Genomic DNA, 12,089 nt, shown 5'->3' on the forward strand with positions numbered 1-12,089 from the left:
GCTAAGCGGATCAGAAGAAGGTCAGGCCGACCTGGAACAGGCGCTCCACGTCGCGGATGTACTTCTTGTCGACCAGGAACAGGATCACATGGTCGCCGCTCTCGATCACCGTGTCGTCGTGGGCGATCAGCACTTCCTCGTCGCGGATCACCGCACCGATGGTGGTGCCCGGCGGCAGGGCGATATCCTCGATCATGCGCCCGACCACCTTGCTCGACTTGGCGTCACCGTGGGCGATCGCTTCGATGGCTTCCGCCGCGCCACGGCGCAGGCTGTGCACGCTCTCGATATCACCGCGGCGCACGTGGGTCAGCAGGGTGCCGATGGTGGCCAGTTGCGGGCTGATGGCGATGTCGATCTCGCCACCCTGGACCAGGTCGACGTAGGCCGGGTTGTTGATGATGGTCATCACCTTGCGCGCGCCCAGGCGCTTGGCCAGCAAGGACGACATGATGTTGGCCTCGTCGTCGTTGGTCAGGGCGAGGAAGATGTCGGCCTCGTTGATGTTTTCTTCCACCAGCAGGTCGCGGTCCGAGGCACTGCCCTGCAGCACCACAGTGCTTTCCAGGTTTTCCGAAAGGTAGCGGCAGCGCGCCGGGTTCATCTCGATGATCTTCACCTGGTAGCGGCTCTCGATGGCCTCGGCCAGGCGCTCGCCGATATGCCCGCCGCCGGCGATGACGATGCGCTTGTAGCTGTCTTCCAGGCGGCGCATTTCGCTCATCACCGCGCGGATATGGGCTTTGGCGGCGATGAAGAACACTTCGTCGTCGGCCTCGATCACTGTATCGCCCTGCGGCATGATCGGCCGGTTGCGCCTGAAGATGGCCGCGACGCGGGTGTCGACGCTGGGCATGTGCTCGCGTATCTGCCGCAGCTGCTGACCGACCAGTGGGCCGCCGTAGTAGGCGCGTACCGCCACCAGCTGGGCCTTGCCCTCGGCGAAGTCGATGACCTGCAGGGCGCCGGGGTATTCGATCAGGCGCTTGATGTAGTTGGTCACCACCTGCTCGGGGCTGATCAGCACGTCGACCGGGATCGCCTCGTTGTCGAACAGCGCCTCGCGGGTCAGGTAGGCCGACTCGCGCACGCGGGCGATCTTGGTCGGGGTGTGGAACAGGGTGTAGGCCACCTGACAGGCGATCATGTTGACTTCGTCGCTGTTGGTCACCGCCACCAGCATGTCCGCATCGTCGGCGCCGGCCTGGCGCAGCACGGTGGGGAAGGAGCCACGGCCGATCACGGTGCGGATGTCCAGGCGGTCGCCGAGATCGCGCAGGCGATCGGCATCGGTGTCGACCACGGTGATGTCGTTGGCCTCGCCGGCCAGGTGTTCCGCCAGTGTTCCGCCGACCTGGCCGGCGCCGAGAATGATGATTTTCATCGGGGTTCCTTCCTCAGCCGCGCGGTGCCGCGGCGATCTTGATCAGCTTGGCATAGTAGAAGCCGTCGTGGCCGTCGGCCTGCGGCAGCAGCTGGCGGCCATGGGCCTGCTTGAGGCCGAAGGCGCCGGCGATATCCAGTTCGCGCGCGCCCGGCGTGCGTTGCAGGAAGGCGGCGATGTTGTCGCTGTTCTCCTGCGGCAGCACCGAGCAGGTGGCGTAGAGCAGCACGCCACCGACTTCCAGGGTCGGCCACAGGGCGTCGAGCAGCTCGCCCTGCAGCTGGGCCAGGGCGGTGATGTCGTCGGCCTGGCGGGTCAGCTTGATATCGGGATGGCGGCGGATCACCCCGGTGGCCGAGCAGGGCGCGTCGAGCAGGATGCGCTGGAACGGCGTGCCATCCCACCAGACCTTGGTCGCACGGCCGTCGGCGGCGATCAGGGTGGCCTTGAGTTGCAGGCGCTCGAGGTTTTCCTGCACCCGCGCCAGGCGACCGGGTTCCAGGTCCAGGGCAATCACCTCGCTCAGCTGCGGTTGTGCTTCCAGCAGGTGGCAGGTCTTGCCGCCGGGCGCCGCGCAGGCATCCAGCACGCGCTGGCCGGGGGCCAGGTCGAGCAGGTCGGCGGCCAGCTGGGCGGCTTCGTCCTGCACGCTGACGCGGCCTTCCGCGAAGCCGGGCAGGGTCTTCACGTCGCAGGGCTGCAGCAGACGGATACCGTCACGGCTGAAGGTGCAGGGTTCGGCCTCGATGCCGTTGCCGCGCAGTTCGGCCAGATAGTCATCGCGGCTGCCATGACGGCGATTGACCCGCAGGATCAGCGGCGGATGCTCATTGTTGGCGGTGCAGATAGCCTGCCAATGCTCGGGCCAGTCGGCCTTCAGGCGTTTCTGCAGCCAGCGCGGGTGCGCTGTGTGCAGCACCGGGTCACGCTCCAGTTCGGCGAACAGCGCCTCATGGTCGCGCTGGGCGTTGCGCAGCACGGCGTTGAGCAGGCCCTTGAGCGAGGGCTTCTTCAGCTTGTCGACGCAGGCCACCGTCTCGCCGATGGCGGCGTGGGCTGGGATGCGGGTGTGCAGCAGCTGGTAAAGGCCGACCAGCAGCAGCGCCTCGACGTCGCGGTCGGCGGCCTTGAACGACTTCTGCAGCAGCTTGTCGGCGAGCAGCGCCAGGCGTGGCTGCCAGCGCGCGGTGCCGAAGGCCAGGTCCTGGGCCAGGCCGCGGTCGCGTGCGTCGACCTTGTCCAGCAACGGCGGCAGGCTGCTGCCCAGCGAGGCCTTGCCGTTGAGCACGGCGGCCAGGGCGCGGGCGGCGGCCAGGCGTGGGTTCATTGACCCAGCACCAGGCCGGGAGCGAACTGTTCGCGGCGGCTGTTGTACAGGTCGGCAAAGCTCAGCGGCTTGCCGCCGGGCAGCTGCAGGCGGGTCAGGCGCAGGGCGCCCTCGCCGCAGGCGACGGTCAGGCCACTCTTGTCGGCGGCGAGCACGCTGCCCGGCGTGCCTTGGCCCTCGCCCAGCTGGGCGGCGTGGATCTTGAGCGCCTCGCCATTCAGGGTGCTGTGGCAGATCGGCCAGGGATTGAAGGCGCGCACCAGGCGCTCCAGCTCGACGGCCGGACGGCTCCAGTCGAGGCGCGCTTCGTCCTTGTTCAGCTTGTGCGCGTAGGTGGCCAGGCTGTCGTCCTGTACCTCGCCACGCAGCTCGCCGGCAGCCAGCTTGGTCACGGCTTCGACCACGGCCTGGGAGCCGAGTGTGGCCAGGCGATCGTGCAGGCTGCCGCCGGTGTCCTCGGCAGTGATGGTGGTGGTGACCTTAAGCATCATGGGGCCGGTGTCCAGGCCAGCCTCCATCTGCATCACGGTGACGCCGCTGCTGGCGTCGCCGGCCTCGATGGCGCGCTGGATCGGCGCCGCGCCGCGCCAGCGCGGCAGCAGCGAGGCGTGGCTGTTGATGCAGCCCAGGCGCGGAGTATCCAGCACTACCTGTGGCAGGATCAGGCCATAGGCGACCACCACCATCAGGTCCGGCGTGAGCGCGGCCAGTTCGGCCTGGGCGGCCGGGTCGCGCAGGGTCTGCGGCTGGTACACGGCGATGCCGTGCTGCAGAGCCAGCTGCTTGACCGGGCTGGGCATCAGTTTTTGCCCGCGGCCGGCGGGGCGATCCGGCTGGGTGTACACGGCTACGATCTGCCGGCCTGCATCGAGCAGGGCCTGCAGGTGCTGGGCGGCGAATTCCGGGGTGCCGGCGAAGACGATACGCATGGATAACTCACTGCATGAAAAGAAAAAGGCTTGCCGGAGCAAGCCTTTGGAAGTCGTGAATCAAGCCTGCTGGCGGTGCTGTTTTTCCAGCTTCTTCTTGATCCGGTCGCGCTTGAGGCTCGACAGGTAATCGACGAACAGCTTGCCGTTGAGGTGATCGCATTCGTGCTGGATGCACACGGCGAGCAGGCCTTCGGCGATCAGCTCGTAGTGGCTGCCGTCGCGCTCCTGGGCCTTGATCCGCACTTTCTGCGGGCGGTCGACATTCTCGTAGAAGCCGGGCACCGACAGGCAGCCTTCCTGGTACTGGTCCATCTCCTCGGTCAGCGATTCGAACTCGGGGTTGATGAACACCCGTGGCTCGGACTTGTCCTCGGACAGGTCCATCACCACCACGCGCTTGTGCACGTTGACCTGGGTGGCGGCCAGGCCGATGCCGGGGGCTGCATACATGGTCTCGAACATGTCGTCGACCAGCTTGGAAAGCGCCGCGTCGAACACGGTCACCGGCTTGGCGATGGTGCGCAGGCGCGGATCGGGGAATTCGAGGATGTTGAGAATGGCCATGGCTGTTTGTGATGCACTTGTGGAATAAAGTAAAAAACCGCTGCTAAGATGATGAACAGCTTTGAAAAACGGCTCGGAAGCCGCGACTTCTGCGGCTCACAGGCGCCAGCCACATAATAAAGGGATTCACCGCATGAGGAAATCACTACTCGCCCTGTTGCTGGTCGCCGCGGGCGGTCTGGCGCAGACCGGTCTGGTACAGGCCGCCGTGCAGCTCAAGGAAGGTCATCCGGACCGCTATACAGTGGCCAAGGGTGACACCCTGTGGGATATCTCCGGCAAGTTCCTCAGCCAGCCGTGGAAGTGGCCCGAGTTGTGGCATGCCAACCCGCAGATCGAAAACCCCCATCTGATCTACCCGGGTGACACGCTCAGCCTGGTCTACATCGACGGCCAGCCGCGCCTGATGCTCAACCGCGGCGAGTCGCGCGGCACCATCAAGCTGTCGCCTCAGGTGCGCAGCACCCCGCTGGCCCAGGCCATCCCGACCATTCCGCTGGAGGCGATCAACAGCTTCCTGATCAGCAACCGGATCGTCGATACGGCGGAAGAGTTTTCCGCACAACCTTATGTGGTAGCGGGTGAGCAGGAAGGTGTTATCACCGGCGCAGGTGATCGTATCTATGTCCGCGGCAGTTTCGACGACGGCCAGGCGGTTTACGGTATCTTCCGCCAAGGCAAGACCTATACCGATCCGGAGACCAAGGAGTTTCTCGGCATCAATGCCGATGATATTGGCTCGGGGGAGCTGGTCTCTGAAGAGGGCGATATTGCCACTCTGAATCTGAGTCGGACTACCCAGGAAGTGCGTCCGGGTGACCGCCTGTTCCCCACTGAGGAGCGCGCCGTCAACTCTACCTTTATGCCCAGCGAGCCGCCGACCGATGTGGATGGCGTGATTCTCGACGTACCGCGTGGTGTGAACCGAGTTGGCCAGTTCGATGTGGTGACCATCAACAAGGGCAAGATCGACGGCCTCAGCGAAGGCAACGTACTGGCCGTGTACAAGACCGGCGAGACCGTGCGTGATCGCGTCACCGGCGAGTCGGTGAAGATCCCGGACGAGCGCTCTGGTTTGCTGATGGTGTTCCGCGCCTACGAGAAGCTCAGTTACGGCCTGGTGCTTTATGCCACCCGCGACCTGGCGCTGATGGACAAGGTGAAGAACCCGTAACACCCCGAACCCCCGCCCCGTGCGGGGGTTCTGCTTTCTGCTCCACGATCAGGGACGATCGCCATGCACAGCCCTTCCCCCGCCGAACTGGAGGCGCGCCTGCGCCTGCACAGCCTGCCGGAGCTCGGTTCGCGGCGCTTTCGCCGCCTGCTGGCAGCTTTTGGCAGCGCCTCCGCCGCCCTCAGCGCGCCCGCCACCGCCTGGCGCGCGCTGGGTATCCCTGGTAGCTGTGCCGAGCCCAGGCGTAGCGCAGATATCCGCGAGCGGGCCACGGCCGCTCTGCGCTGGCTGGAGCAGCCGGGCCAGTCCCTGCTGATGTGGGATGACCCCACCTACCCCGCCCTGCTGGCCGAGCTGAACGACGCCCCGCCGCTGCTGTTCGTCGCCGGTGATCCGGGGTTGCTGGAGCGTCCGCAGCTGGCCATGGTCGGCAGCCGGCGCGCCTCGCGAGCGGGGCTGGATACCGCCCAGGCCTTTGCCCGCAGCCTGGCCGGTGGTGGCTTCGTGATCACCAGCGGCCTGGCCCTGGGTATCGACGGTGCTGCTCACCAGGGCGCGCTGGAAGCCGGCGGTGCAACGGTCGCGGTGCTGGGTACCGGCCTGCAGCGGATCTACCCGCAGCGCCACGTCGGTCTGGCCGGGCGCATTGCCGAGCAGGGTGGCGCGCTGGTTTCCGAACTGCCGCTGGACTGCCCACCGCAGGCCAGCAACTTTCCCCGGCGCAACCGCATCATCAGCGGCTTGGCGCTCGGCGTGCTGGTGGTCGAGGCCAGTCCCTCCAGCGGCTCGCTGATCACCGCGCGTCTGGCCGCCGAGCAGGGGCGCGAGGTCTATGCAATTCCCGGCTCCATCCACCATCCCGGCGCCCGCGGCTGCCACCAGCTGATCCGCGAGGGCGCGACCCTGGTCGAGAGTGTCGAGGACATTCTCCAGGCCCTGCGCGGCTGGCAGCGCGTGACGCCGCCCGCCGCAGCCGAGGCAGATGACGCACATCCGCTGCTGCTGGAGTTGCGTGCGGCGCCGCAGACCAGCGAGGGCCTGGCCCAGGCCTGCGACCTGCCCATCGGCGAGGTGCTGGCCGCGCTCACCGAGCTGGAACTGCAGGGCCTGGTGGCCTGCGAGGCCGGGCGCTGGGTGCATCGCGTCCGCTGAGCTGGGTAAACTCGCGGCCAGACAGACGAGGCGGCGAACATGCACAGCAGTTGGCAGGTACAGCGGGTAGCACGGGTGGTGCGCCAGGGCGGGGTGATCGCCTATCCCACCGAGGCGGTCTGGGGCCTGGGCTGCGATCCCTGGGACGAACTCGCCGTCGGGCGCCTGCTGGCGCTCAAGGATCGCCCGGTGCACAAGGGCCTGATCCTGGTGGCGGACAGCATCCAGCAGTTCGACTTCCTCCTCGCTGACCTGCCCGAGCGCTGGATCGATCGCCTGGCCAGCACCTGGCCGGGGCCCAATACCTGGCTGGTGCCGCATCAGGAGCGCCTGCCCGTGTGGATCACCGGCCAGCATGACAGCGTCGCTCTGCGCGTCAGCGACCACCCACGGGTGCGCGACCTCTGCGCCCTAACCGGGCCGCTGGTGTCGACCTCGGCCAACCCCGCCGGGCGTCCCGCGGCGCGCTCGCGCCTGCGCGTCGAGCAGTACTTCCATGGCCAGCTGGACGCGGTGCTCGGCGGCGCCCTCGGTGGACGCAGGAATCCCAGCCTGATCCGCGACCTGCGTACGGGCGATGTGATCCGCCCGTCATAAGGCGGGTCAGGGCAGCAGAATGGTCGAGCCGGTGGTCTGCCGGCCGCTCAGCGCGTCGTGGGCCTGGGCCACTTCGGCCAGTGGGTAACGGCGGCCGATTTCGACCTTGATCGCGCCGCTGGCGACCAGGGCGAACAGCTCGTCGGCCATGGCCTGCAGATTTTCCGCGCTGTTGGCGTAGTGGCCGAGGGTCGGCCGGGTCACGTAGAGCGAGCCCTTCTGCGCCAGTACGCCGAGGTTGACCCCGGTCACCGCCCCCGAGGCGTTGCCGAAGCTGACCAGCAGGCCGCGCGGCGCCACGCAGTCCAGCGAGCGTTCCCAGGTGTCCTTGCCCACCGAGTCGTACACCACCGGGCATTTGGCCCCGTCGGTCAGGTCCAGCACGCGCTGCACCACGTCCTCGCGGCTGTAGTCGATGGTCGCCCAGGCGCCGTTGGCCCGGGCCAGCGCTGCCTTCTCTGGCGACGACGCGCTGCCGATCAGCTTCACCCCCAGCGCCCGTGCCCACTGACAGGCGATCAGCCCGACACCGCCGGCCGCGGCATGCCAGAGGATGGTCTGCCCGGCCTCGACCCGGTAGGTCTGGCGCAGCAGGTACTGCACGGTGAGGCCCTTGAGCATCAGCGCGGCGGCCTGCTCGAAGGAGATCGACTCCGGCAGCCGCACCAGGTGCTGGGCCGGCAGCACATGCAGTTCGGCGCAGGCACCCAGCGGGCCGGTGGCATAGGCCACGCGGTCGCGGACCCGCAGGTGGCTCACCGCGCTGCCGACCGCTTCCACCTCGCCGGCCGCCTCGGTGCCCAGGCCCGAGGGCAGGCTCGGCGGAGCGTAGAGGCCGCTGCGGTAGTAAGTGTCGATGAAGTTCAGGCCGATGGCACGGTTGCGCACGCGCACCTCGTGCGGGCCCGGCTCGGCCGCCGGCTGGTCGACCAGCTCGAGCACCTCGCTGCCGCCGTGGCGGGAAAACCGGATGCCTTTGGCCATCTGCTGCACTCCTCTGCAAAGGGCTCCATCCAAGCGCCGCGCCTGACCCCCGTCAAGCCCGGCGGAGGCGACGATGGTATGCTGGCGCCCTCTTCCGAACTGCCCGGACCCATTGCCGTGAGTGAACGTACCCAGGCCGTGAAGGCCTACCTGCTCGACCTGCAGGACCGCATCTGCGCCGCCCTCGAAGCCGAGGACGGTGGCGCCCGCTTCTTCGAGGACAGCTGGGAGCGCCCCGCCGGCGGTGGCGGCCGCACCCGGGTGATGGAGAACGGCGCGCTAATCGAGAAGGGCGGGGTCAACTTCTCCCACGTGTTCGGCGACAGCCTGCCGCCGTCGGCCAGCGCCCACCGTCCGGAACTGGCCGGGCGCGGCTTCGAGGCCATGGGCGTGTCCCTGGTGATCCACCCGGAGAACCCGCACGTGCCCACCTCCCACGCCAATGTGCGCTTCTTCAGCGCCGAGAAGGCCGGCGAGGAGCCGGTCTGGTGGTTCGGCGGCGGCTTCGACCTGACCCCCTACTACGCCGTCGAGGAAGACTGCGTGCACTGGCACCAGGTCGCCCGCGACGCCTGCGCCCCGTTCGGCGCCGAGGTCTACCCCAAGTTCAAGGCCTGGTGCGACCGCTACTTCCACCTCAAGCATCGCGGCGAACCGCGCGGCATCGGCGGGTTGTTCTTCGACGACCTGAACGAGTGGGACTTCGACACCAGCTTCGCCTTCCTGCGCGCCATCGGTGACGCCTATATCCAGGCCTACCTGCCGATAGTGCAGTGGCGCAAGGCCACGCCCTTCACCGAGGCGCAGCGCGAGTTCCAGGCCTTCCGCCGCGGCCGCTATGTCGAGTTCAACCTGGTGTTCGACCGCGGCACCCTGTTCGGCCTGCAGTCCGGCGGCCGTACCGAGTCGATCCTCATGTCGCTGCCGCCGCACGTGCGCTGGGGCTACGACTGGAAACCCGCGCCAGGCACCCCGGAGGCGCGCCTGACCGAGTACTTCCTGCAGGATCGCGACTGGCTGGCCGGCGTGTAGGACTGCTCCCTCTCCCGCTTGCGGGAGAAGGCGAGGCTGTATTTCCCTCCCCCCGACCCCTCTCCCATCAATGGGCGAGGGGAGAAGAAGCTCAACTTCACAAGGATTTTCCATGGATCGCTACGGCGTATTCGGCAATCCCATCGGCCACAGCAAGTCGCCGCTGATTCACCGCCTGTTCGCCGCGCAGACCGGCCAGGACCTGACCTACGAGGCCCTGCTGGCGCCGTTGGAGGACTTTCCCGGCTATGCCCGCGCCTTCTTCGTCGAGGGCCGTGGCGGCAATGTCACCGTGCCGTTCAAGGAAGAGGCCTATCGCCTGGCCGATGAACTGAGCGAGCGCGCCCGCCTTGCTGGCGCGGTGAATACCCTGAAGAAACTCGACGACGGCCGCCTGCTCGGTGACAACACCGATGGCGCCGGCCTGGTCCGCGACCTGACGGTGAACGCCGGGCTCGACCTGGCGGGCCAGCGCATCCTTCTGCTCGGCGCCGGCGGCGCCGTGCGCGGCGTGCTGGCGCCGCTGCTGGCCGAGCGGCCGCAGAGCCTGACCATCGCCAACCGCACGGTGGCCAAGGCCGAGCAGCTGGCCCACGAGTTCGCCGACCTCGGCCCGGTGGCTGCGGCCGGCTTCGACTGGCTCAGCGAGCCGGTCGACCTGATCATCAACGGCACCTCGGCCTCGCTGGCCGGCGAGCTGCCACCGATCGACCCGAGCCTGATCCAGCCCGGCCACACGGTGTGCTACGACATGATGTACGGCAAGCAGGCGACCGCGTTCAATCGCTGGGCGGCCGAGCATGGTGCGGCGCGCTGCATCGACGGCCTGGGCATGCTGGTGGAGCAGGCCGCCGAGGCCTTCTGCGTCTGGCGCGGGGTGCGCCCGGACAGCGCGCCGGTGCTGGCCGAGCTGCGTCGCCAGCTGAGCTGACATGCCCTACCTGCTGATCGTCACGGCCCTCTGGGCCTTCTCCTTCAGCCTGATCGGCGAGTACCTGGCCGGCCGCGTCGACAGCGACTTCGCCGTGCTGTTACGGGTACTGATCGCCGCCCTGGTGTTCCTTCCCTTCACCCTCTGGCGCGGCCTGCCGCGGCGGATGCTGGCCGGCTTCTGGCTGGCCGGGGCGCTGCAGTTCGGCATCACCTACCTGTGCCTGTACCGCAGTTTCCAGGTGCTCACGGTGCCCGAGGTGCTGCTGTTCACCGTGCTCACACCGATCTACGTGACCCTGCTCGACGACGCCCTGGCCCGTCGCTTCAGCCCCTGGGCGCTGCTCGCTGCACTGGTGGCGGTGGCTGGCGGAGTGATCATCCGCTTCGATCGCCTGGAAGGCGACTACCTGCTCGGCTTCATCCTGCTGCAGATCGCCAACGCTACCTTCGCCGCCGGCCAGGTTCTGTGCCGCCGCCTGCTCCTGCATTACCAGCCGGCGCAGCCGCTGCACCGCTTCTTCGGCCACTTCTTCCTCGGCGCGCTGGTGCTGGTGCTGCCCTCCTTCCTGCTGTTCGGCGATGCGCAGAAGCTGCCGCAGACGGCCATGCAGTGGGGTGTGCTGGCGTGGATGGGGCTGTTCGCCACGGCCCTGGGCCTGTACTGGTGGGTCAAGGGCAGCACGCGGGTGGACGCCGGCACCCTGGCGATCATGAACGAGCTGCACGTGCCGGCCGGCCTGCTGGTCAACCTGCTGATCTGGAACCGCGACTTCGACCTGCCGCGCCTGGCCGCCGGCGCCGTCGTCATCCTCCTGGCCATGGCCCTCCTGCGTATGGGCCGGCCCAGAGCCGGCGCGCTCGCCTGAGACGCGCCGCACACTTATACTTTTGCCATTCGCCGGCAGGGACCGCCAGGCTCATTGCAACCATGCGGACCCGATCAGTGAAAAAAGCCCTCTCCTTCGCCGGCCTGCTGCTGGCCTGCCTCATGAGCGTCGCCCAGGCGGCGCCGCAGACCCAGGAACTCGCCTCCGGCAGCGCCCTGCTGGTCGACCTCAAGACCAACCAGGTGCTCTACTCCAGCAACCCCGACCTGCAGGTGCCGATCGCCTCGGTGACCAAGCTGATGACCGCCATGGTGGTGCTGGACGCCAAGCAGCCGCTGGACCAGCAGCTGGACATCGTGATCAGGGACGTGGCGGAGATGCGCGGCGTCTACTCGCGCGTACGTATCGGCAGCCAGCTGAGCCGTCGCGACATGCTGCTGCTGACCCTGATGAGCTCGGAGAACCGCGCCGCCGCCAGCCTGGCTCACCACTACCCGGGCGGCGTGCCGGCCTTCGTCGCGGCGATGAACGCCAAGGCCCAGGCCCTGGGCATGACGCACACTCGCTACCGCGAACCGACCGGCCTGTCGGAGAAGAACGTTTCCACCGCCAACGACCTGGTCAAGCTGATCAGGGCGGCTGGCCAGTTCCCGCTGATCGGCCAGTTCAGCAGCACCCGCGAGCATGTCCAGCAGTTCGCCAAGCCGCGCTACAGCCTGGGTTTCCGCAATACCAACAGCCTGGTGCACAAGGACAACTGGAGCATCCAGCTGACCAAGACCGGCTTCACCAATGCCGCCGGCCACTGCCTGGTGATGCGTACCCAGATGGCCGGCAAGCCGGTGGCCTTCGTGGTGCTGGATGCCTTCGGCAAGTACACCCACATGGCCGACGCCAACCGCCTCAAGCGCTGGCTGGAGACCGGCCAGGTGACCAAGGTGGCCCCGGCGGCGCTGGCCTACAAGCAGCAGAAACAGGCCGAGCGCGCACGCAGCATGCAGGCGGCGCAGTAGCGGAATAGCCATAAAAAAGCCCAGCTCGATGCTGGGCTTTTTTATGTTCGGGAGGCTTGTGCCGGAGACAGGAGTCGAACCTGCGACCTTCGCATTACGAATGCGCTGCTCTACCAACTGAGCTACACCGGCGTGGAGCGCAACTTATCAGCAGAGCGCATGCCGATCAA

Annotated in this window: 12 protein-coding genes and 1 tRNA gene; 7 read left to right on the forward strand and 6 right to left on the reverse strand. The window is 67.6% G+C overall.

Annotated features, from left to right (window positions below; genetic code table 11):
• Nucleotides 1-10: 10 nt before the first annotated feature.
• From trkA to def, 4 genes are read right to left on the reverse strand one after another with little or no spacing between them, the layout of a single operon-like run.
• A complete protein-coding gene (trkA, locus tag PA6_RS10210; protein ID WP_021700837.1) occupies nucleotides 11-1,384 on the reverse strand; it encodes a Trk system potassium transporter TrkA in 1,374 nt (457 codons plus the stop codon).
• A gap of 13 nt (nucleotides 1,385-1,397) precedes the next feature.
• Nucleotides 1,398-2,711 (reverse strand): 16S rRNA (cytosine(967)-C(5))-methyltransferase RsmB, encoded by a 1,314-nt coding sequence (gene rsmB, locus PA6_RS10215; RefSeq protein ID WP_021700838.1) that lies wholly within the window; start codon nucleotides 2,709-2,711, stop codon nucleotides 1,398-1,400.
• Entirely contained in the window at nucleotides 2,708-3,640 is a 933-nt protein-coding gene (fmt, locus tag PA6_RS10220; protein ID WP_021700839.1) for a methionyl-tRNA formyltransferase, read from the reverse strand. Before fmt ends, rsmB begins: the two co-directional genes overlap by 4 nt.
• A gap of 60 nt (nucleotides 3,641-3,700) precedes the next feature.
• Nucleotides 3,701-4,207, reverse strand: coding sequence for a peptide deformylase (def, locus tag PA6_RS10225; RefSeq protein ID WP_021700840.1), 507 nt, complete (start codon nucleotides 4,205-4,207; stop codon nucleotides 3,701-3,703).
• Between the two features lie 133 nt (nucleotides 4,208-4,340).
• On the opposite strand from def, the gene PA6_RS10230 reads away from it, so the two are divergent.
• From PA6_RS10230 to PA6_RS10240, 3 genes are all read left to right on the forward strand, one after another.
• Nucleotides 4,341-5,381, forward strand: a complete 1,041-nt coding sequence (locus tag PA6_RS10230) for a LysM peptidoglycan-binding domain-containing protein (protein ID WP_021700841.1) — start codon at nucleotides 4,341-4,343, stop codon at nucleotides 5,379-5,381.
• Nucleotides 5,382-5,444: 63 nt separating this feature from the next.
• Nucleotides 5,445-6,533, forward strand: coding sequence for a DNA-processing protein DprA (gene dprA, locus PA6_RS10235; protein ID WP_021700842.1), 1,089 nt, complete (start codon nucleotides 5,445-5,447; stop codon nucleotides 6,531-6,533).
• 39 nt (nucleotides 6,534-6,572) lie between these two features.
• Nucleotides 6,573-7,130: an L-threonylcarbamoyladenylate synthase gene (locus tag PA6_RS10240; protein WP_021700843.1), complete on the forward strand. Its 558-nt coding sequence runs from the start codon at nucleotides 6,573-6,575 to the stop codon at nucleotides 7,128-7,130.
• 6 nt (nucleotides 7,131-7,136) lie between these two features.
• Here PA6_RS10240 and PA6_RS10245 read toward each other — a convergent pair whose 3' ends face one another.
• Nucleotides 7,137-8,114 (reverse strand): quinone oxidoreductase family protein, encoded by a 978-nt coding sequence (locus PA6_RS10245; protein ID WP_021700844.1) that lies wholly within the window; start codon nucleotides 8,112-8,114, stop codon nucleotides 7,137-7,139.
• A 78-nt stretch (nucleotides 8,115-8,192) separates the two neighbouring features.
• Between PA6_RS10245 and hemF the strand changes: the two genes are divergently transcribed.
• From hemF to pbpG, 4 genes are all read left to right on the forward strand, one after another.
• Entirely contained in the window at nucleotides 8,193-9,146 is a 954-nt protein-coding gene (hemF, locus tag PA6_RS10250; protein WP_021700845.1) for an oxygen-dependent coproporphyrinogen oxidase, read from the forward strand.
• A gap of 112 nt (nucleotides 9,147-9,258) precedes the next feature.
• Nucleotides 9,259-10,077 (forward strand): shikimate dehydrogenase, encoded by an 819-nt coding sequence (gene aroE / locus PA6_RS10255; protein ID WP_021700846.1) that lies wholly within the window; start codon nucleotides 9,259-9,261, stop codon nucleotides 10,075-10,077.
• A 1-nt stretch (nucleotide 10,078) separates the two neighbouring features.
• The gene (locus tag PA6_RS10260; protein ID WP_021700847.1) at nucleotides 10,079-10,945 is read left to right on the forward strand and encodes a carboxylate/amino acid/amine transporter; all 867 of its coding nucleotides are present in this window, start codon (nucleotides 10,079-10,081) and stop codon (nucleotides 10,943-10,945) included.
• A gap of 62 nt (nucleotides 10,946-11,007) precedes the next feature.
• Complete coding sequence (pbpG, locus tag PA6_RS10265) at nucleotides 11,008-11,919, forward strand: D-alanyl-D-alanine endopeptidase (protein WP_172491643.1); 912 nt, start codon at nucleotides 11,008-11,010, stop codon at nucleotides 11,917-11,919.
• Nucleotides 11,920-11,978: 59 nt separating this feature from the next.
• Here the strand turns inward: pbpG and PA6_RS10270 are convergent.
• Nucleotides 11,979-12,051: transfer RNA gene (locus PA6_RS10270), tRNA-Thr, on the reverse strand.
• Nucleotides 12,052-12,089: the final 38 nt, after the last annotated feature.

The organism is Aquipseudomonas alcaligenes NBRC 14159, assembly GCF_000467105.1.
GTDB classification, from domain to species: domain Bacteria; phylum Pseudomonadota; class Gammaproteobacteria; order Pseudomonadales; family Pseudomonadaceae; genus Aquipseudomonas; species Aquipseudomonas alcaligenes.